Annotated in this window: 18 protein-coding genes; 12 read left to right on the forward strand and 6 right to left on the reverse strand. The window is 68.6% G+C overall.

What is annotated here, in order from left to right:
• The first annotated feature begins 2 nt into the window (after positions 1 to 2).
• On the forward strand, positions 3 to 1,199 hold the full coding sequence (locus tag ACZ7OI_RS03670) for an oxygenase MpaB family protein (RefSeq protein WP_470262645.1): 1,197 nt from the start codon (positions 3 to 5) through the stop codon (positions 1,197 to 1,199).
• A complete protein-coding gene (gene dcd, locus ACZ7OI_RS03675; protein WP_037354328.1) occupies positions 1,186 to 1,767 on the forward strand; it encodes a dCTP deaminase in 582 nt (193 codons plus the stop codon). The genes ACZ7OI_RS03670 and dcd overlap by 14 nt, the downstream gene beginning before the upstream one ends.
• On the opposite strand, the gene ACZ7OI_RS03680 is transcribed toward dcd, so the two are convergent.
• Complete coding sequence (locus ACZ7OI_RS03680) at positions 1,764 to 2,960, reverse strand: FAD-dependent oxidoreductase (protein ID WP_470262646.1); 1,197 nt, start codon at positions 2,958 to 2,960, stop codon at positions 1,764 to 1,766. The genes dcd and ACZ7OI_RS03680 overlap by 4 nt on opposite strands.
• Before the next feature lie 71 nt (positions 2,961 to 3,031).
• Here ACZ7OI_RS03680 and ACZ7OI_RS03685 point away from each other — a divergent pair, with 71 nt between their 5' ends.
• From ACZ7OI_RS03685 to ACZ7OI_RS03700, 4 genes are all read left to right on the forward strand, one after another.
• Positions 3,032 to 3,502: a MarR family winged helix-turn-helix transcriptional regulator gene (locus ACZ7OI_RS03685; protein WP_470262647.1), complete on the forward strand. Its 471-nt coding sequence runs from the start codon at positions 3,032 to 3,034 to the stop codon at positions 3,500 to 3,502.
• Positions 3,503 to 3,565: 63 nt separating this feature from the next.
• On the forward strand, positions 3,566 to 7,552 hold the full coding sequence (locus ACZ7OI_RS03690; protein WP_470262648.1) for a DUF7507 domain-containing protein: 3,987 nt from the start codon (positions 3,566 to 3,568) through the stop codon (positions 7,550 to 7,552).
• A 174-nt stretch (positions 7,553 to 7,726) separates the two neighbouring features.
• The gene (rph, locus tag ACZ7OI_RS03695; protein ID WP_470262649.1) at positions 7,727 to 10,318 is read left to right on the forward strand and encodes a rifamycin-inactivating phosphotransferase; all 2,592 of its coding nucleotides are present in this window, start codon (positions 7,727 to 7,729) and stop codon (positions 10,316 to 10,318) included.
• 97 nt (positions 10,319 to 10,415) lie between these two features.
• The gene (locus ACZ7OI_RS03700) at positions 10,416 to 11,105 is read left to right on the forward strand and encodes a CAP domain-containing protein (protein ID WP_470262650.1); all 690 of its coding nucleotides are present in this window, start codon (positions 10,416 to 10,418) and stop codon (positions 11,103 to 11,105) included.
• Here the strand turns inward: ACZ7OI_RS03700 and ACZ7OI_RS03705 are convergent.
• The 3 genes from ACZ7OI_RS03705 to ACZ7OI_RS03715 all read right to left on the reverse strand — a co-directional run bounded on the left by ACZ7OI_RS03705 (position 11,099) and on the right by ACZ7OI_RS03715 (position 15,455).
• Positions 11,099 to 12,091, reverse strand: coding sequence for a cation diffusion facilitator family transporter (locus ACZ7OI_RS03705; protein ID WP_470262651.1), 993 nt, complete (start codon positions 12,089 to 12,091; stop codon positions 11,099 to 11,101). The two genes, ACZ7OI_RS03700 and ACZ7OI_RS03705, sit on opposite strands and share 7 nt — an antisense overlap.
• Positions 12,092 to 12,101: 10 nt before the next feature.
• Positions 12,102 to 13,031 carry a hypothetical protein gene (locus ACZ7OI_RS03710; RefSeq protein ID WP_470262652.1) on the reverse strand — a complete coding sequence of 310 codons (930 nt, stop codon included), beginning with the start codon at positions 13,029 to 13,031 and terminating at the stop codon, positions 12,102 to 12,104.
• Positions 13,032 to 13,163: 132 nt separating this feature from the next.
• Entirely contained in the window at positions 13,164 to 15,455 is a 2,292-nt protein-coding gene (locus ACZ7OI_RS03715; RefSeq protein WP_470262653.1) for a (Fe-S)-binding protein, read from the reverse strand.
• A 169-nt stretch (positions 15,456 to 15,624) separates the two neighbouring features.
• Here ACZ7OI_RS03715 and ACZ7OI_RS03720 point away from each other — a divergent pair, with 169 nt between their 5' ends.
• Genes ACZ7OI_RS03720 through ACZ7OI_RS03730 form a run of 3 tightly spaced genes read left to right on the forward strand, consistent with a single transcriptional unit; the run spans position 15,625 to position 16,977 of the window.
• Positions 15,625 to 15,951, forward strand: coding sequence for a DMT family transporter (locus tag ACZ7OI_RS03720; protein ID WP_378303537.1), 327 nt, complete (start codon positions 15,625 to 15,627; stop codon positions 15,949 to 15,951).
• Positions 15,948 to 16,508 (forward strand): TetR/AcrR family transcriptional regulator, encoded by a 561-nt coding sequence (locus tag ACZ7OI_RS03725; protein WP_009085017.1) that lies wholly within the window; start codon positions 15,948 to 15,950, stop codon positions 16,506 to 16,508. The genes ACZ7OI_RS03720 and ACZ7OI_RS03725 overlap by 4 nt, the downstream gene beginning before the upstream one ends.
• Before the next feature lie 43 nt (positions 16,509 to 16,551).
• Entirely contained in the window at positions 16,552 to 16,977 is a 426-nt protein-coding gene (locus ACZ7OI_RS03730) for a GNAT family N-acetyltransferase (RefSeq protein ID WP_470262654.1), read from the forward strand.
• Here ACZ7OI_RS03730 and ACZ7OI_RS03735 read toward each other — a convergent pair whose 3' ends face one another.
• The gene (locus ACZ7OI_RS03735; protein ID WP_470262655.1) at positions 16,978 to 17,442 is read right to left on the reverse strand and encodes an NUDIX hydrolase; all 465 of its coding nucleotides are present in this window, start codon (positions 17,440 to 17,442) and stop codon (positions 16,978 to 16,980) included.
• An 8-nt stretch (positions 17,443 to 17,450) separates the two neighbouring features.
• On the reverse strand, positions 17,451 to 17,990 hold the full coding sequence (locus ACZ7OI_RS03740) for a YbhB/YbcL family Raf kinase inhibitor-like protein (protein WP_470262656.1): 540 nt from the start codon (positions 17,988 to 17,990) through the stop codon (positions 17,451 to 17,453).
• Between the two features lie 162 nt (positions 17,991 to 18,152).
• On the opposite strand from ACZ7OI_RS03740, the gene ACZ7OI_RS03745 reads away from it, so the two are divergent.
• The 3 genes from ACZ7OI_RS03745 to ACZ7OI_RS03755 are packed head-to-tail and all read left to right on the forward strand — an operon-like array spanning position 18,153 to position 20,570.
• A complete protein-coding gene (locus tag ACZ7OI_RS03745; protein WP_470262657.1) occupies positions 18,153 to 18,929 on the forward strand; it encodes a DUF4097 family beta strand repeat-containing protein in 777 nt (258 codons plus the stop codon).
• 19 nt (positions 18,930 to 18,948) lie between these two features.
• Positions 18,949 to 19,167: a hypothetical protein gene (locus tag ACZ7OI_RS03750; RefSeq protein ID WP_370933009.1), complete on the forward strand. Its 219-nt coding sequence runs from the start codon at positions 18,949 to 18,951 to the stop codon at positions 19,165 to 19,167.
• Complete coding sequence (locus tag ACZ7OI_RS03755) at positions 19,164 to 20,570, forward strand: alpha/beta hydrolase (RefSeq protein ID WP_470262658.1); 1,407 nt, start codon at positions 19,164 to 19,166, stop codon at positions 20,568 to 20,570. The genes ACZ7OI_RS03750 and ACZ7OI_RS03755 overlap by 4 nt, the downstream gene beginning before the upstream one ends.
• Positions 20,571 to 20,702: the final 132 nt, after the last annotated feature.

Consider the following 20,702-nt stretch of genomic DNA (forward strand, 5'->3'; position numbering starts at 1 on the left):
CGATGGACGACCCCGAGATGTTCCGCCAAGGCGGGTTCCGGCTGGCTGCCCGGACCCGAGGCGCCACCGCCGACGAAGCGCAGCTCAAGCGGCTCCGGAGCTTCGCCCAGCAGGAAGACGCCCTGGCCGACGCCGTCGTCGAGTGGCTGCACCGCGAACCCCACAACCAAAGCCGAGTCGACCAGGCGCTAGCGGGGGAACAAGTCCCGCCGGAACTCGCAGCCTTCATGGAGCAAGTCGAGGCCACTCCGTACTGGGTCGATCAACGAAGGCTGATCAGCGGCGCGAAGGCGATCACCCGCGCCGGGCTCCTCGGCCTCTTCCCCCTCGGCGACATGTCGCTCATGGGCGGCTACCTAGCCTCCCGGGCGACGAAATCCCTGGTCGGCACTGGGGAAATCGAGTACCGGGCACCGCGGCGGCTGGTGGAGACCGCGGCGTGGTGGATCGATGTCACGACTCCGGGGGCGCTCGAGAAGCACGGCACGGGGTATCAGGCGGCGCTGCGGATCCGGCTGGTGCACGCGCACGTCCGGAGCGCGATGAACAACCGCCCCGACTGGGATTACGACCGGTGGGATCGTCCGGTCAATCAGGTCCAGACCGCGGGCACGCTCCTCCTCTTCTCGCTCGTCTACGTCTTCGGCACGCAACTCCTCGGCCTCCGCTACACCGCTCGCGAGAAGGCCGACATCCTCCATCTCTGGCGCTACGTCGGCTGGCTGATGGGCGTCTCCGACGAACTGCTGCCCGCCGACGAGGACGACGCCTGGCGGTTGCTCTGGATGCTGGCCGCCACCGAATTCATCCCGGACGACGACTCCAAGCGGCTCGCCCGCGCCCTTGTCGATACGCACGCGGCGATCGGCGAGGGGCGCGGGGCGGCAGGCAAAGTCCTCGCGCAGGTGAACGTCGGCGTGCATTCCGCGATCAGCCGGCTCGTGCTCGGGCGGGACAACGCGGACTTCCTCGGGCTGCCCGACAACCCGGTCGCGCAGGCCGCGGTGCTCGCCGCCGCAGGGGTGAATTACGCCGCCGAGACTGTCCGCCAGCTTGTCCCCGGCGCGACTGCGCTGCAGGAAGCGCTGGGGGCGTTCGGGCGCCGGCGGTACCTCAAGCGGATGAACGCGGTGTTCGGGCGGAGGGGTGCCCCGGTGCCGCCTGCCCGCCCGATAGGCTGCATCCGTGCTGCTCAGTGACCGTGACCTCCGCAAAGAGCTCGACGCCGACCGTCTCGGCATCGACCCCTTCGACCCTGCCATGGTCCAGCCGTCCAGCATCGACGTCCGGCTCGACCGTTACTTCCGGGTCTTCGACAACAGCAAGTACACCCACATCGACCCGCAGCTGCAGCAGGACGAGCTGACCTCGCTGGTCGAAAAAGAAGGCGACGAGCCGTTCGTGCTGCACCCCGGCGAGTTCGTGCTCGGGTCCACGTTCGAGCAGGTCCGGCTCGCCGACGACCTCGCCGGGCGGCTCGAGGGCAAGTCCTCGCTCGGCAGGCTCGGGCTGCTCACCCACTCCACCGCCGGCTTCATCGACCCCGGCTTCTCCGGGCACATCACGCTCGAGCTGTCGAATGTCGCGAACCTGCCGATCACGCTGTGGCCGGGGATGAAAATCGGCCAGCTGTGCATTTTCCGGCTGTCCAGCTCGGCGGAATTCCCGTACGGCTCCAGCGAAGCGGGCTCCCGCTACCAGGGGCAGCGCGGGCCGACGCCGAGCCGGGCGTACAAGAACTTCCACCGCGTCGACACCTGGCGCTAAGCCGCCTTGACCGGGGCCGCCCAGTCGATCCGGTGGTCCCACATGAACCGGTTCGGATCTTCGGCGGGCGGTTTGCGCACGGCGCGCGAGATGAAGAAGTCCCGAAGCACGCGACCGAGCGGGCCGGGAGCTTTGCCGTCGCCGTTGCGTTTGCCTTGGGCCACAACTGCTTCCACTCGTTCGCGGCGCAAGGCCTCGAAGGTCGTCAACGCGGCCGCCGGGTCGGACACGTCGCGCAGGCACATCGCGAGCGTCACCGCGTCCTCGATCGCCATCGCCGCGCCTTGACCTGCCGCCGGTGAGGTCGCGTGCGCGGCGTCGCCGATGAGGCCGATCCGGCCGCGGTGCCACACCGGGACCGTCGGGAAGTCGTACGTCGCCCACGGTTCGTAGATGTTTTCGCTGGCCTCGATGATCGCGGTGGCCGGAGTGCGGTCGCGGCGAGCCAGGTCGAGCAGTCGCTTCCGCCAGCCGGGGCCGCCTAGCGCGCTGAGGTCGGATTCGGTCGGTTCGCTGGCGTGCGGAACGTTCGCGAACCACCAGATCGCACCGTCCGGGGCGAGCACGTGCGCGAAGAATGCCTTGCGGCCGAACACCATGTGCATGACGCCCGGCTCGTCGCCGAGATCGAGGCCGTGCGCGAAACCGCCGGTGTTGAGCAGCGGCACGTATCGGGGCGACGGCGCGGAGGGATCAAGGATCCGGCGGACTGTCGACCGCAGGCCGTCAGCGCCGATCAGCAGGTCGCCGTGGGTTTTCGTGCCGTCGGCGAAGATCGCGGCGACGCCGTCCGCCGTCTGCTTGGCGTCGGTCAGCCGCTTGCCGAACTCCGTGTGTACGCCACGTCTGGCCGCTTCGTCGCGCAGTGCCACGTAGAGGTCGGAGCGCAGCACGGTCTGGCTCACCGTGCCGTCCGGCAGCGGCCCGCCGAGCGGGAACTCGCAGAGCCGGCGGCCGTTGCCGAGCCCGAGCGACATTCGCGGCGTATCGAAACCCAGGTCTTTGACCAGCGGTTTCAGGCCTAACGGGGTCAGTGCGTCGAGACCGTTCACGGCGAGCGTCAGGAACGCGCCGACCCCCTCCGCACTGCGGTCGTACGCCTCGTACAGCACCGGTTCGTGGCCCACCTCGTGCAGCGCGATCGCGGTGATCGCCCCCGCGATGCCCCCGCCCGCGATCAAGACTCGTGCCATGGTTCGCCCCCTCGAATATCTTAGAAAGTAATTCGTTCTGTCGAACTAAATAGTCGGCTAGACTCTCGGGCATGTCAAGCGAACGCGAGGATCTGGTCGCTGAGCTGCTGCATCGTTCGCGGGTGCTGTCGACCGAGACGGTCATGTTCCACACCGCGCTCGCCGAGCAGAACGGGCTCTCGACGGTCGAGAGCAAGGTCACCGACTACCTCGCCCGGCTCGGTCCGCTCACACCGAAGGAGCTGGCCGAGTACGCCGGGCTCGCGCCCGCCTCCGTCACCGCGCTGGTCGACCGGCTCGAACGCAAGGGCGTCGTCAACCGGATGCCGCATCCGGACGACCGGCGGAAAGTCCTCGTCGGCGTCGACCCGGCGAACGTTGAGCGCGCCGCGCCGCTGTGGGACCACATCGTCGCGGCGATGAAGTCGATCGCGGCGGGCTACTCCGACGAGCAACTCCAAACGGTGATCGGCTTCCTCGATCAGGCAGCGGCGATCACCCACGAGTCAACCGTGCGTCTCACCCATCGCTCAGCGGAGTGAGGTAATCCCACTGCCGGGTAGGAAATCGCCGCGACGTCACCGGATGGTGGAAAACTTGCGCGCATGGTTTCGGCCGGGAAACGTCTGCTCTTAGTCCTCGGCCTGACGGCCACTCTGCTGCCCCCGGTCGCGTCCGCGGCGCAAGCCCGGCCGGCGCAGGATTTGCAGGTCACCGCAGTCGCTGAACCGCATCGGGTGCACGCCGGCGACCAGGTGACGTTCACGGTGAGCGTGACGAACCCGGCCGCGACCCCGGTGTCCGATGTAGAGGTTTCGGACGAGCAGAACCCGCAGTGCGGCAAGAAGATCGGCTCCCTGGCTCCTGGTGCCGCCACGCGCTATCAATGCACGTTCGCCGCGCCGGAGAAGGGTTTCGTCTCGACGGTCAAGGTGACTGGCGTGGGCTCCGGCGGGCACCAGCTGTCGGCTTCGGCGGGCAGCAACGTCGACGTCCTCCGCCCGGCCGTGACGTTGAGCCAGCAGGTCGACAAACCGGCTTACCGCGCTGGCGATCAGGCGACCTTCACACTCAAGACCGTCAACACCGGCGATGTTCCGCTGCACGACGTGACCATCGGCGACCCAGCGGTCCCCTCGTGCGCACGCGCCATCGGATCCCTCGCGCCGGGGCAGTCGGTGGTAGGCACCTGCACGGCGACGGTTCCGCTGCCGGACGGAGCCAGCGCGACGGTCAAGGGGATCGACCCGCTCGGCAAGGTCGTCTCGTCGACTGCGGAAGCGAAAGTCCCCCTCATCACGCCCGCGTTGTCCGTCTCGAAGGCGGCCGTCCCGCCGGTGGTGCACGGCGGGGACCAGGTCACCTGGAATGTCACCGTGCGCAACACCGGCGACAGTCCGCTCAATCCGGTCGACGTCACTGATGACACCAATCCGGCGTGCTCGCGGTCCTTCGGGGTGCTCACGCCCGGCACCCAGCAGACCTATTCCTGCACCGCGAAACCCGCGCAGACCACCACAAACACCGTCACTGCGACGGGTACTGACGGCACCGGCCGACCGGTCACCGCCAAGTCCTCGGCGACCGTCACGGTGATCCACCCGGCCTTGGCGGTCACCGCAGCCGTGTCTCCTGCGCAGGTGCGTGAAGGGGACCGTGTCACCTTCACCGTCACGGTGCGCAACCCTGGCGACGTACCGCTCGATGATGTCGCGGTGGCAGACGACAGCGTGCCGGGTTGTGTCCGCAACTTCGGCACCATGGCTCCCAGCGCGGTCGAGACCTACAAGTGCGAACAGTTAGCGCCGGCGGACGACGTGACCAATACCGTTGTCGCGACTGGCAAAGATCAGCTCGGTACGACACAGCGTGCAACCGCAGACGCGCGAGTCGACGTGGTTCATCCGGCGCTGGAGGCCACCGTCGCCGCCGCGCCTTCGCAGGTGCGCGAGGGGGACCGTGTCACGTTCACGGTCACGGTAAGCAACGCCGGTGACGCGGAGTTCCATAACGTCGCGGTGGCAGACGACCGTGTTGCGGAATGCGCGCGAACCTTAGGAACCGTTGCCGCGCAAGGTAAACAGATCTTCACCTGTGCCACGGTGGCTGGAGCGCAAGGCTTCACGAACGACCTGACCGTGACCGGCACGGACCCGACCGGCCACCCGGTCACGGCAAAGGCGAGCGCAGCGTTCACCGTGCAGCACCCAGCGGTGACCCTGACCGCGACTGTCCAAGGTGGACCGTTCCGTGAGAATGACGCCGTCGCAGTGCACGTGATCGTCGCGAACACCGGCGACGTGCCGCTCACGGGCCTGGCTGTCACGTCGATGGCCCGCGCCGAAGGCTGTACGCAGCAACACGATGCACTCGACCCCGGAGCCAACTGGACGTTCGACTGTGCCACGACCGCGCCGAGTGCCGACGTGACCGAAGCGCTGCAGGTCACCGCGAAACCGCCGGTCGGAGCACCGGTGACAGCCGCGACCGAGGCAGCGATCGACGTGATCCACCCGCTCGTCACGCTCGCGCAAAGCGTGTCGGCGCCCGTCGTGCACCCGGGCGAGCCCGCGACCTTCACCCTGACCGTGACCAACGCCGGCGACACCGAACTCCACGACACCCAGGTCGTCGACCCGGCCGTCCCGGAATGCGCAAAGCGGCTGGGAACCCTTGCCCCGCAAGCCAAACAGACCTACACCTGCACTCATCCCGCGACCGACGACCTCACCAGCGACGCGACGGCGACCGGCACCGATCCGTCCGGCCGCCCGGTGACCGCGAACGCGAGCGCGCACGTCGACGTCATCCACCCCGCCGTCCAGATCGCCCAGACCGTCGCGCCGACGCAGGTGCGAGAGGGAGACGAAGTCACCTTCACCGTCACCGTGCGCAACAGCGGAGACGTCCCGCTGACCAAGGTGTCCATTGTGGACCAGAACACCCCAGGCTGCGCCCGCGACTTCCCCGCCCTGGCCGCAGGAGAAGAACAGCACTACACCTGCACCACCAAGGCCGGCCATGACGGCTACTCGAACACCACCAAGGTGACCGCCGCAGACCCGCTCGGCGGCACGGTAACCGCTACGGCCGACGCGGCGTTCACCGTGGTGCACCCAGGATTGGCGCTGACGAAAATCGTCCACGGCGGCCCCTTCCGCGCAGGCGACCCGGTCACGTTCACCATCACGGCCACCAACACCGGCGACGCTCCGCTGACCGCCGTCAAGGTCGCCGACCAGGGTCCGTGCGCGAAAACCCTCGACACCCTCGCCCCGAAAGCGAACAAAACCTACGACTGCACCATCCCCGCCCCAGCCGACGACGCGGTCAGCACCGCGCGCGTGACCGGCACCCCGCCGGTGGGTCCGCCTCTCACCGCGTCCGCGGACGCGCACATCGACGTCATCCACCCCGCGCTCACCGTGATGACCTCCGCGAACCCGACCGTCGCACGGGCTGGCGACACCCTCACCGTGACAGTCGCCGTCACCAACACCGGCGACGTCCCGCTCGCCGCGGTGACCAGCAACGATCCCAGCTGCGCGAAGAAGTTCGACCGCCTCGAACCCGGCGCCGCACAGAGCTACCAGTGCACGGTGAAGGCCAAACCGGACGACTTCGCCGTCGTCGCGACCCTGACCGGAAATGACCCGACGAACCGCCCGGTCACCGCGTCCGGTTCGGCGAAGATCGACGTCATCCACCCGGAAATCGCGATCATGAAGGACGCCCAGCCGTACGAGGTGCGCCAGGGCGACAAGGTCACCTTCTCGCTGCTGGTCCGCAACGTCGGCGACGTCCCGCTGACCGCGGTGTCCGTTGTGGACGATCGCACCCCGGCCTGCGCGCACCAGATCCCGAGCCTGGCCCCGGACGCCCAAATCGAATACCAATGCACGATCACCGCGGGCGCGGCCGGATTCACGAACACCGCGAAGGTCACGGGCGCCGACCCGACGCAGCGCACGGTGAGCGCGTCCGCCCAGGCGTCGTTCAAGGTGAAGAAGCCCGAGTTCACCGTCGCCAAGCACGCCGCCGGCACCGCGTATCGAGCCGACGACTCGGTGCCGGTCGAGGTCGTGCTGACCAACACCGGCGATCAGCCGTTGCACGACGTCCGGGTGACTGACCCCGCCTGCGGGCGCACCTTCGCCGAGCTGCCGGTCGGCGGAATCCAGCGCTACCAGTGCGTGACTCCAGCGAACGGCGCCCCGGCGACAGCGACCGCAGCCGCGCCGTGGGGCCCGCCGGTCACCGCGACCGGAAAAGCGGACTTCGCGGTGCTCCATCCGGCGCTCGACCTGCGTCGCGATTACCTGCGGCAGCCGATCCGGCCGGGTGACCCGGTGACGTACGTGAGCACCCTCCGCAACACCGGGGATGCGCCGCTGCACGACGTGACCGTTCGCGCCGCGGACGCGGCGTGCTCGTTCACCGTCACCCAGCTGGCCCCTGGCGAACAGGTCACTCGCGCCTGCACGCTCTCGGCGCGTGCGGACGTGACCACGACGACCACCGCGACCGCGACCGATCAGACCGGCCGTCCGGTGACGAAGGATGCCGTCACGACGACGAAGGTCAGCTCGTGAACTGGGAAAAAGAAAAGGCAGAAGAGATCTCGTCTCCCTGCCGTATTTAACTTATAACGCATTGGGGGGCTTGCCGCAAGACCCGGGTGGTACCGCAGAATCTCCAGCCGAACAGGCTGCCGCTCGCGGGCGAGAAGAAAGCCGAGAACGACCACAGACGGGGGAAACGAACGAATGGGCAGCTACGTGCTCGGTCTCCAGGAGATCGACCGGGAGCAGGTCGCGATCGTCGGAGGCAAGGGCGCGCATCTGGGCGAACTCGCGCGGATCGACGGGGTCCGCGTGCCGCCCGGTTTTTGCGTGACGACGGATGCGTTCGAGCGGATCATGGAGAACGCGCCGGAACTGGCGAAGCCGCTGGAGCGGTTGTCGAACCTGAACCCGGACGACCGGGACGCGATCAGCGAAGGCAGCGCGGAGGTCCGGCAGGCGCTCGAAGCGATCGTCATCCCGGACGACCTGGCCGCGGAGATCACCGGCGCGCTGGTGGACGGACGGGCCTACGCGGTCCGGTCGAGCGCGACCGCGGAGGACCTTCCGGGGGCTTCCTTCGCTGGTCAGCAGGACACTTACCTGAACGTCATCGGCGCGGAGGCCGTCCTGGCGCACATCAGCCGGTGCTGGGCGTCGCTGTTCACCGAACGCGCGGTGACCTACCGGCTGCGCAACGGCTTTGACCACCGGAAAGTCCACATGGCCGTGGTCGTGCAGCAGATGGTGTTCCCGCAGGCGGCCGGGGTTGCCTTCACCGCTGACCCGGTGACGTCCAACCGCAAGATCGTCACCGTCGAGGCCAGCTTCGGCCTCGGCGAGGCGCTGGTTTCCGGCTTGGTCAACGCCGACAGCTACCAGGTGCGCGACGGCGCGATCGTCGAGAAGGCGATCGCCGCCAAGCAACGCGCCATCCTGGCCGTCGAGGGCGGCGGCACCGAAGAGCAGCTGATCGCCGCGGACCAGCGGGAACAGGCCGCGCTGACCGACGAGCAGGTGCTGCGGCTCGCGGAACTCGGCCGCACGATCGAAGCGCATTTCGGCCGTCCGCAGGACATCGAATGGTGCCTGGCCGACGACGAGTTCCAGATCGTCCAAAGCCGCCCCATCACGACGCTGTTCCCGGTCCCGGAGGCCGCCGACGAGAAAAACCACGTCTACGTCTCCGTCGGCCACCAGCAGATGATGACCGACGCGATGAAGCCGCTCGGCCTGTCGGTCTGGCAGCTGACGACCCCGCGGCCGATGGCCGAAGCCGGCGGGCGGCTGTTCGCGGACGCCACCGCGATGCTGACCGCGCCCAAGAGCCGCAGCAGTTTCCTTGAGATGGCGGGGAAATCCGACCCGCTGATGGGCGACGCGCTGGAGACCGTCCTCTCCCGCGACGGCTTCATCCCGCTGGCCGAGGACGACGGCCCCGGCCAGCAGGTCCCCGGCGCCGCACCGGCCACCATCGAGACCGATCCGGCTGTCGTCACCGAACTGATCCAGCACAGCGAAGCTTCCATCACCGCGCTGCAGGACGAAATCGCGACGAAATCCGGCAGCGAGTTGCTCGACTTCGTTTTCGAGGACATCAAGGAACTGCGCAGGATCCTCTTCGATCCGCGCAGCCACGAGGTGTTCACGGCGGCGATGCAGGCGTCCTGGTGGCTGAACGACCACCTGCAGGACTGGCTCGGCGAGAAGAACGTCGCCGACACGCTCACCCAGTCCGTGCCGCACAACGTCACCGCCGAGATGGGGCTGGCGCTCCTCGACGTCGCGGACGTGCTCCGGACGCATCCCGAGGTCGTCGGGTTCCTGCAGGCCGTCGAGGACAACGGTTTCCTCGACGAACTGCCCAAGCTGGCCGGCGGGGAGGAATCGCGCGCGGCGATCCAGGGGTACCTCGACAAGTACGGCATGCGCTGCGTCGGCGAGATCGACATTACCCGGCCGCGGTGGAGCGAACAGCCGGGCGCGCTGGTGCCGATGTTGCTGTCCAACATCAAGAACTTCGAGCCGGGAGCCGGGCAGCGCCGCTTCGAACAGGGGCGGCGGGAGGCGTTGGACAAGGCGCAAGAAGTGCTGGAACGCTTGCGCGCCTTGCCGGACGGCGAGGCGAAGGCCGAAGAAACCGAGCGGATGATCGAACGCGTCCGGACGTTCACCGGATACCGCGAGTACCCGAAGTACGGCATGGTCAGCCGTTATTTCGTGTACAAGCAGGCCTTGCTGGGCGAGGCGCGGCGGCTGGTGCGCGCCGGGGTGCTCGACGAGCCGGAGGACCTCTTTTTCTTGCGGCTGCAGGAATTCCAGGAGGTCGTGCGGACGAACAAGGCCGATCGCGAGCTGATCCAGCAGCGCAAGGAAGCGTTCCGGTCCTACGAATCGCTGACGCCGCCCCGCGTGCTGACGTCGGACGGCGACGCGGTTTCCGGCAGCTACCGCCGCGACGACCTGCCCGAAGGCGCGCTGGTCGGGCTGCCGGTGTCCGCCGGGACCATCGAGGGACGCGCTCGCGTCATCCTGGATCTGGCCGACGCCGATCTCGAGCCGGGAGACATCCTCGTCACGGCGTACACGGACCCGAGCTGGTCGCCGCTGTTCGTCGCGATCACCGGCCTCGTGACCGAGGTCGGCGGCCTGATGACGCACGGCGCGGTGATCGCGCGGGAGTACGGCCTGCCCGCGGTCGTCGGGGTCCAAGGCGCTACGCGGCTGCTCAAGGACGGACAGCGGATCCGGGTCAACGGGACCGACGGGTACATCGAGGTTCTCGACGCCGGGTAGTGGGTCTCCGGCCGCTGCGCCATTTGGAGGTAACCATCGTAATCAGTTCGTGATAGTTTCCGCGGCTGTGTCCTCCATTAGTGTGCGCGTCCGGGTCGTGAGTGTGACTCTCAGTGTTCTCTTCGGGGGGCTCGGAGCAGCCGGCGGAACCTTCGCGCTGCGCTCCGGGCACCTCGACACACTGAGCGTCGCAGTCCCGGAAACGCACGACGCCGGGCTGTCCGCGGGTGCGTTGCGGCCCTTCGCGGTGTCGCCGGCGTCATCCACGTCGGCGACACCGAGCTCCAGCGCCCCCGCGACCACGACGACCCCGTCGACGTCAGCCAAGCCCGCGCCGCCGCCTCCGCCCACCGAAGAGTCCAAAGAGGACACTCCGACGAGCAGCAGCGCGAAGCCGTCGCCGAAGCCGCGCAGCTCGCCGACGCTGGCGGGGCAGGTCATCGGCCTGGTCAACGACGAGCGGAGCAAAGCGGGCTGCGACCCGGTGACCGAGGAATCGCACCTCGACAAAGCGGCGCAGGGACACAGCGACGACATGTCCAGCCGCGACTACTTTTCCCACGACACCCCGGAAGGCGAAAGCTTCGCCGACCGCATCACCGCCGCCGGATACTCCAAGCCGGGCGCGGAGAACATCGCGAAGGGCGCGACCAGCGCGGACCAGGTGATGCAGATGTGGATGAACTCCAGCGGGCACCGCAAGAACATCCTCAACTGCTCGCTGACGAAACTGGGCGTCGGCGTCGCGACGGACGGCTGGTACTGGACCCAGGACTTCGGCTACTGAGTCGGCCGCGGCGGGAGGCCGTACCGGGCCAGCACCGTCGCGCGCAGCTTCGGATCCGTCCGCGGCACCGGTTCGATGAACACCTCCGCGACGTCCGGGAACCGCTCGCTCAGTTCGTCCGCCATCCGCACGCACGCGCGTTCCAGGTCGGCGGCGCCGAGTGCGTCGTCGAAGTCCACGCGGGCGCAGACCAGGACGTGGTCGGTGCCCATCAGCATGGTCTGCAGATCCACCAGCGCGTCGATTTCCGGCGCGGCCCCGAGGTGGTCCCGGATGCCGCGGACCAGGCGCGGATCCGCCTGACGGCCGACCAGCAGGCCGCGGTTCGTGCTGCCGAGCAGGTACGCGACGCACGCCAGCAGTACGCCGATGAGGATCGACGCGATGCCGTCCCACACGTCCGAACCGGTCAGCTGGTGCAGCCCGATTCCGGCGAACGCGAGCAGCAGCCCGACCAGTGCCGCGGAGTCCTCGAACAGCACCGTCTTCGGGGCTGGGTCGTCGATCATCCGCAGGTAGGCGAAGAACGACCGCTGCTCGGCCTTCGCGTCGCGGCGCACCTGGCGGACCGCCTGCGTCCACGACACCGATTCGAGCGCGAACGCGATCGCCAGCACGATATAGCCGACGATCGGTTTGGTCTGCTCCGCGCCTTCCCCGAAAACGGTGCTAAAGCCTTCGTACAGCGCGAAAACCGCACCAGAGGCGAAGATCGACACCGCGGCCAGCAGCGACCAGAAGTACCGCTCCTTGCCGTACCCGAACGGATGGCGGCGGTCCGCCGGTCGCTCCGACCGCTTCAACGCGGTGAGCAGCAGCACCTCGGTGATGGTGTCGGCGACCGAATGCGCGGCCTCCGACAGCATCGCGCCCGACCCGGTGACGATGCCCGCGACGAGCTTCAGCACCGCGATGGCCAGATTCACCCCGCCGGCCAGAACCACGGTGAGAGTGCTTTCGCCGCCGCCCTCGGATTCGTCGCTCACGCCGGGAAGACTAACTGCACTGCGGGGTGCGCCGCCTGCTGCAAGCGGCCACCACGAGCGCGAGCGCGCCCGTGACCAGTACCGATTGTTCGACCGTCGCGGCGAAGCCGGCGTCCACGGCTGTCAGCAACCCGACCCAGCCGTACGTCACGGTGGCACCCGCGGCCAGCGAAATGGCTGGAGGACGTACGCGGATCGCGTACGCGACCACGGCCGCTTCCAACGCCAGCATGACGCCGACAGTCGGCCACGGAGGCAGGTCCGCCTTCATGACGAGCTGGAACACGGTGCTTGCGATGAGTCCGACCGCGAAGCCGATCCACCCGTTGCCGCGCGCCGGCTTCGGGGCGGCCGTCAGCCGAAGAGCGGCGAACGCGAGTCCGGCTGCCACGAGGAACGCGCCGATCAGCTGTGCCGGAGCCGCGAGGAAGTACCCCATTCGGTAGCTCACGACGAACGTTGCCGCGCAGCCGATAACCAACACGACGCTCCACGCCCATAACCCAGGTCGGCGCAACCACGGCGTACGGCCGAAGAAAGCTTCCGCGATCGCGATGGGCGTTGCGATGCTCCACACCACGTGCAGCGTCACCACGTAGACCGTCCACTGCCCGCCGATGCCCAGCCATGGAACGTACGCGGGCTTCAGCAGATCGAGACCGAGGTAGTGCGGGTTGAAAAGGGTCTGGGTCAGCAGTCCTTCTTCTGCGACGCCGTACGCGACGGCCAGCGCGATAATGGTTGGCCAGCCGCGATTCATCCGCCGCGCCACCTCGCGGATCAACACCGCCCCGGCTCCGTACAGCGTCACGAACATCGCGAACATGGCCAGCTGACCGACTTCCGGCGGGCCCGCCAAGTATTGGTCGCCGAGCAGGAACTCGGCGAAGAGCGGAGAAAGCGCTGCCAGTGCGGCGACGGCGGTCTTCCGGAATGTCATATCGGGAGAGTCGCAGGGCGCGCGTCTCCGGACCCGGGCCGAACATCACGATCCGCCCCTGACAAATGTCCTGGTAACGGAACGGCCCCTGGCATCCGCGGATGCCAGGGGCCGTCTTCAGTGCTGACAGGGTCAGTCGTCGCCCTCGGGCAACGGCGTTCCGGTCGGCTTCTCGTCGGTCGGGACGTCCGGCTTGGCCGACAGCTCCGCGTCCGATTCGTCGAGCGACGGCGCGCCCGAGGCGACCAGCGCCGGCTCCGGCTTGCGCTTCACCGCGGTGAGCAGCAGCTGCGCGACGTCCACGACCTCGACCTTCTCGCTCGCCAGCCCGTCGCTCTGGCGCGAGGTGACGCCGTCGGTGAGCATCACGCGGCAGAACGGGCAGCCGGTGGCGATCTTCGACGGAGCGGTGCCGAGCGCCTCGTCCACGCGCTCGACGTTGATCCGCTTGCCGATCTTCTCTTCCATCCACATCCGCGCGCCGCCCGCGCCGCAGCACATCGACCGGTCGCCGTGCCGCGGCATTTCGCGCAGCTGCGCACCGGACGCGCCGACGAGCTCGCGCGGAGCGTCGTAGACCTTGTTGTGCCGGCCCAGGTAGCAGGGGTCGTGGTAGGTGACGTCCTCGGCGACCGGCGCGACCGGTGTCAGGTGCTTCTCCCGCACCAGGCGGTTCAGCAGCTGCGTGTGGTGCACGACGTCGAACTGGCCGCCCAGCTCCGGGTACTCGTTGGCGAGGGTGTTGAAGCAGTGCGCACAGGTGACGACCACCTTGCGCGCCTTGCGTTCCCGGCCCTCGAACACCGAGTTCAGCACCTCGACGTTCTGCTGCGCCAGCATCTGGAACAGGAACTCGTTGCCCGCGCGGCGAGCCGGGTCACCGGTGCAGGACTCCTCCGAGCCGAGCACGGTGTACTTGACGCCCGCGATGTGCAGCAGTTCGGCGACCGCGCGGGTGGTCTTCTTCGCGCGGTCCTCGAACGCGCCGGCGCAGCCGACCCAGAACAGGTACTCCGCGTCGCCGAGGTCGCCGTCGAAGACCGGAACCTCGAAGTCGAGGTCCTCCGTCCACTGCAGACGGTCCTTGGCGTTCTGGCCCCACGGGTTGCCCTTGTTCTCCAGGTTCTTGAACATGCCGTTCAGCTCCGTGGGGAACGACGACTCGATCATCACCTGGTAGCGGCGCATGTCGACGATGTGGTCGACGTGCTCGATGTCCACCGGGCACTGCTCGACGCACGCGCCGCAGGAGGTGCAGGACCACAGGACGTCCGGGTCGATGACGCCGCCGTCGTCGCCGACGAGCGCCTTCTGCGACTCAGCGATCGCGAGGACGTCGATGCCCGCGTACATGTTGTCGCCGGACAGACCGACCTCGTCACCGGCCATGTCGCGCTTGCCGCCCGCGAGCAGGTACGGAGCCTTCGCGTAGGCGTGGTCGCGAAGCTGCGTGATGAGCAGCTTCGGCGACAGCGGCTTGCCGGTGTTCCACGCCGGGCACTGCGACTGGCAACGGCCGCATTCGGTGCAGGTGGAGAAGTCCAGCCAGCCCTTCCAGCTGAAGTCCTCGATCGCGCCGACGCCGAAGGTGTCCTCGTCCGGGTCGGCCTCTTCGAGGTCGAGCACCTTGCCCTTGCTCATCATCGGCTTGACCGCGCCGAGCGCGACGCCGCCGTCGGCCTCGCGCTTGAAGTAGATGTTGAAGAACGCGCTGAACCGGTGCCAGGCGATGCCCATGGTCATCGTGCGGGCCACGACGATCAGCCAGACCGTCGCGCTCATCAGCTTGATGAAGGCGAACACCGACACCAGCGCCGCGCTGGAGGGCAGCAGCTCACTGAGCGGGTTCGAGACGAAGGCGGCCCAGGTCGGCGTCTCGTGGACGTGCATCGCGGCCTTGCCCGCGCGCACGCCGATGATGCCGATGCCCTCGACGATCACCACGGCCTCGACGAAGTAGGCCCACTTGAAGTTCGAGCCCGCGAAGCGCGACAGCCGGTCGGCCCGGCGCGGGTGGTTCAGCTGCCGGATGATCGCGAGCGCGACGCCGCCGACGACCGTGCCGACGCCGAGCAGCTCCATCAGGAGGCTCCAGAGCGACCAGTCCTCGAGGATCGGCCAGCCCCAGGTCGGGACGAACACCTCGCCATAGGCCTCGAACAGCGCGAGCGACCCGATCAGGAAGCCCCACATGACCAGCCAGTGCCACGGGGCGACCTGGCGGAACTTCGCCATGCGGGTGTGTGCCGCGAATTCCTTGATCAGGGTCATCAAGCGCGCCGTGAACGGGCCGTTGCGGGTGGCGTCCGGCTGGCCGAGCTTGATCACCCGCACGAAGCGGGCAATGGTCGCGATGAACATTCCCCAGGCGACGATGCCCAGGAGGACGGAGATCCCCCCGAGCGTCAGCTGTACAGCGCCCATCGTCGGGTGCCTTTCGTCCGGTGTGGTGGTGCCGCCGCGCGAGCGCGCCGGTGCCGAGCAGGGTAACGCTTCTTACTGATGGGTAACCGGTCTGGCGGCCCCAAGTCCCACCGATGTGGTGCACGCCTCGCTGGCAAGTGGGACGATCGTTCAGGTAATTTAGTGAGCTATGGGTGCTTACTTGTACCTCGCTTTGGCCATCGCCGCAGAAGTGACCGCCACGGTTTCGCTCAAGCTTTCCGAGGGCTTCTCCAAGGTGACGCCGTCGATCCTGGTGATCGTCGGGTACGGGCTGGCGTTCTTCGCGCTGTCTCGGGTGCTGAAGCTCGGGCTGCCGATCGGGGTGGCCTACGCGATCTGGGCGGCGGCGGGCGTGGCGCTGGTCGCGCTGGTCGGCGTGCTGTTCCTGAAGGAACCGATCAACCTCGCGGTGATCTCCGGGCTGGTTCTCGTGGTCGGCGGGGTGGTGCTCATCGAGGTCGGGAGCCAGTCGTGAAAATCCAGACCGACGGCCGCAAGGCTCGCGGCGAGAAGCGGCGCACGGAGATCATCGAGGCGACCCTGCGAGTGATCGAACGCGACGGCGTCGCCGGGGTCACGCACCGCACGGTCGCGGCCGAAGCGGGCGTGCCGACGACGTCCACGACCTATCACTTCTCCTCGCTGGACGACCTGCTCGTGGCCACGCTTATCTCGTGCGCGCGCGACATGGCGACCGAGGTGTACTGGATGATCGACCGCGCCCGGTCCCGCGGCAGCCGCGGGGCCGAAGAGGTGGCTGGCCTGCTCGCGGAGGCGCTGGGCCCCCGCCGCGGCCGCACGATGGCGGAGTACGAGCTGTACCTGCTGGCCGCGCGCAAACCCGAACTGCGCCCGGCCGCGCGACGCTGGCTGGACGTCCTGACGTCGATGGTCCGGCACGACGACGAGGTCGCGTTCCGGGTGTTCCTCGCGGGGATCGACGGCCTGCTGATCCAGGGGTTGATCGACGACGAACCGCCGTCCGCGGAGGAGCTGCGGCCGGTGGTGGACTACCTGCTCAAACCCGCTTGAATTCGGTGGAGTTTCCGGGCGGCGGTCGGCTAGCTTGCCGGGCATGAGGGTCGTGGGTGAATACGAGGTCGACGACCGGCGGGAGCGGCTCGACCTCGACGTGCTGTGGGAATTCCTCTCCACCGAGGCCTACTGGGGCCGATGGCGGACGCGAGAACAGGTGGAAGCGGCGATCGCCGGATCGTGGCGGGTCGTCGGCGCCTACTCGCGCGCGGACGGACGGCAGGTCGGCTTCGCGCGAGCCTTCTCCGACGGCGTGACCTCGGCGTATCTCGGAGACGTGTTCGTGGTCGAGTCCGCGCGCGGGAGCGGGCTGGGCAAAGAGATCGTGCGCGAGATGATCGAGAATGGGCCGGGGGCGCAGTTCAGGTGGATGCTGCACACGTCGGACGCGCATGAGCTGTACCGGAAATTCGGGTTCGCGGAGCACGCGCAGGGGCGGTACCTGGAACGCGAGGCGGTTCGCTGATCAGTCCACTGAGGACAGTGCGCGGGCGACGACGTCCCTGATCAAGGTGTCGTCCGGCTCGCAGTTCTCGCGCAGCATGTCCAGGTCCTCGGCACCGGCCCAGGCGTAGCGCGGGTGCTTGTCCCATTCGAGGACCGGGCGGGCCAGGTCTCCGTCCACTTCGATCACGAAGTAGAGGCCGGTCCGCTCGACGCCGTCGTTGTCCGGCCAGTGGAAGCTGCCGAGGTCCCGGACGATCCGGCGCAGCCGCCATCCGGTTTCCTCGGCGACCTCGCGCTCCAGCGCTTCCCTCGGCGTCTCGCCGGTCTCGACCTTCCCGCCCACGACGTCCCACGTGTTCGGGTAGAGGTCGCGGTCCGCGCTGCGGAGCTGGACGAACGCGCGACCCTCGGCGTTCAGGACGACCGCTCCCACCACGTCGGGCCGCGGTTGCTCAGACGCAACCGCGACCCCCGGCTCCTCCACCGAAAACCTCAGCCCTTGTTCTCGTAAACCGGCACCAACGTGGCCCGCCCCAACGTGTGTCCGAACAGGTTGAACCCGAGAAACGCGGGCGTAGCGTCCTCCGGAACCTCCAGCGTCTCCACATCCAGCGCGTGCACCACGAAGAAATACCGGTGCGGCCCGTGCCCGGGAGGCGGCGCGGCCCCCAGGTACTGCTTCACCCCGCCATCACCCTTGAGCGTGACAGCGGACGAGGGCAGCCCCGACCCCGCTGAATCCCCCGCGCCGGCCTCCAGCGAAGTCACCGACGCCGGGATGTTGAACACCGCCCAGTGCCAGAAACCGCTGGCAGTCGGGGCGTCCGGGTCGTACACCGTCACCGCGAAGCTGCGGGTGCCTTCCGGGAAGCCTTCCCACGCCAGCTGCGGCGAGCGGTCCTCGCCGCCGGCGCCGAAGATGCCCGACAGGTGCGGCTGAGCCAGGGTCTCTCCGTCGGCGATGTCCGTGCTGCGCAGGGTGAACGAGGGAACCGACGGCAGGTAGTCGTAGGGATTGGGCGGCTGGGGCATGGGTTCCTCCTGATCCACGGGGCTCTCCGGCCGCCAGGTTAGGACCCTGGCCCTCCGGTCGCCGCCTCAGGGATGTTTCGGGGGGTTTACCGGATGTCCCCGGGGGCCCGCACCTTCTAACGTCTCTCCAGACAGCCGAGAGTGGTACTGAGGGGAACTGACATGGCACGCCCGCTTCTGGCACTGGCCGGCATCGCGGTGATCGGCGTTGGGGTGGCGATCGGATTCGGCGGGTGGGGGTTCGGGTCCACGGTCTCGCGGGACGCGACGCTGACGCAGGAGATCCGCTCGGTGAAGCTGGAGAACGGCTCCGGCGACGTGCGCATCCGCACCGCGCCCGGCGCGGCCCGGGTGCATCAGACCCTGCGCTACCACTTCAGCGGCGCGCCCGGCGACGCCTACCGCGTCGAGGGCGACCAGCTCGTCATCGTCGACTGTGGCCGCAACTGCACCGCCGACATGGAACTGATCGTCCCGCCGGGCATCCCGGTCACGGGCAACTCCGACTCCGGCACGCTGGATTTCGCGGGCGTCGGCAGCGTCGACGTCGTCGCCGATTCCGGGCGGGCGCAGATGCAGGACGTCCCGGGGCTGGTCAAGCTCCAGCTGGACAGTGGCGCCGCCGAACTGCACAACGTCGGCGAGGTGCGGGTGCACAGCCAGTCCGGCCGGATCGAGGGCGACGGGGTGCACGGGCCGGTCGACGTCTCGGCGGGCAGCGGGCGGATCGAACTCACGCTCGCCCAGCCCAACGCCGTCAAGGCGCAGGCCGACTCCGGCCGGATCGCGCTGACCGTGCCGCGCAACGGGTCCTACCAGGTCACCGGCAACAGCGAGAGCGGTCACCGCAGCATCGACATTCCGCAGAACTCCGGCCCGGACGCGAAGACGCTCGAGCTGACCACGGACAGCGGCAGCGTCACCGTCAAGGCCGTCTGAAGGGGAGAACAGACACATCATGCGCAAACTCGAAACGCGGCTGCTGGCCGCGGTGCTGGCGGGCGCGGTGGGGGCGTTCGCGATCACCGCGGCGATCGGCCACTCGCCTGAGCCGCAGGCCACGACGCCGGTCGCGGTGGTGGAAGTTCCGGTGCAGCAGGGGGTTGTCCGGAACGCGGAGACCGTCGTGCTTCGCACGGCCGCCGAGGACCGGGCCGCGCAGGTGCGCCGGGCATGAACCTGGCCGCTGCAGTGCTGACCTTGCTTCCGCTGGTCAGCGCACCGACCCCGGCATTGACCTGGACGCCGTGCGGGACCGAGCAGGAACCGACCGCCCAATGCAGTCAGATCGAGGTGCCGATCGACCGTGCCCACCCGGAGACGGGCATCGCGCACATCGCGCTCACCCGGCTGCCCGCGGCCGACCAGAAGCACCGGATCGGTTCGCTGCTCGTCAATCCGGGCGGGCCGGGCGGATCCGGGGTCGGCTTCGTGCGCTTCGGCGGACTCGACACCAAGATCATCGGAGCGGCGCGGAAACCGTTGCGGGACCGCTTCGACATCATCGGCTTCGATCCGCGCGGCGTGTGGTTCAGCGATCCGAAGATCAGCTGTGACCAATCGAAACTGTACGACCCGAAGCTCGGCCTCTTCCCGGCCACGAATAAGCAGTACGACGCCTTCGTCGCGCACAACCGCGCGGCGGGCGAGGACTGTCTCGCCAAGACGGGCCCGATGCTCGGGCACGTCGACACGCAAAGCGCCGCCGAGGACATCGACGGGATCCGCAGTGCGCTCGGCGAGCAGAAGATCTCCTGGCTCGGCGTCTCGTACGGCACCGAATTGGGCGCGGTGTACGCGTCGAAGCATCCGGACCGCGTGCGGACCATGGTGCTCGACGGCGCGGTCGACCACGCCCGGCCGGTGTGGCAGGCGATGATCGAGGAAGCCGCCGCGACCGAGGACGCCTTGCTGCGGTTCGCCGCGTGGTGCGACCGCTCGACCGACTGCGCGCTGCACGGCAAGAACGCGCTCGCCCGCTACGACGACCTCGTTGCCCACGGCGCGTACGCGAAAGCGTTGGGCCGCAAGGCAACCGGCGAGGAACTGGCCTCCGGCGCGTACGGCCACCTCTATCTTCCGGTCGAGTGGCCGGTCCTGAGCCGCGCGCTGGCGGACCCGGACGCGAGCGCGCTCGCGACGAACTCGTCGTTCGCGAGCGACACCTACGGCGCGTACCGCTCGATCGGCTGCCAGGACTTCCCGTCGCCGTTCACCGGCCCGGCGGACCTGCGCGCGGCGGCCAGGACGATCCGCGCGGTCGCCTCGCACAGCTGGCGCTACAGCGAGTTCTGGGACATCTCCGCGGGCTGCACCGGATGGCCGCTTCCCGCGCTGAACCCGCCGCAGCCGCATCCGGTGCACGGAGCCCCGCCGATCCTCGTCGTGGGCGGTGCGCACGACGCGGCGACGCCGTTGCCGTGGGCGCACGGGCTCGCCGCGAGCATCGACGGATCGGTGCTGCTCACGTACCTCGGCGACGGCCACACCGGGCTGCTCAACTCGCAGTGCGTGCAGCGCGCCGAGGCCAGCTATCTGGTGAGTGGCGTCACACCACCGCGGGGCGAATTCTGCGGGTGAACCCGGGAACAAGTACGGCCGGTTCCCCGTTATCCTGATATCAAGGTTGAGCGCAGTCGGCTCAAGTCTGGCGGACCAGGCCGAGCGCGAGACCGGGAGAACCTGCTAGGAAGGTACTCAAGAGTGCCTCGA

It is taken from the genome of Amycolatopsis sp. NPDC114503 (genome assembly GCF_055633655.1).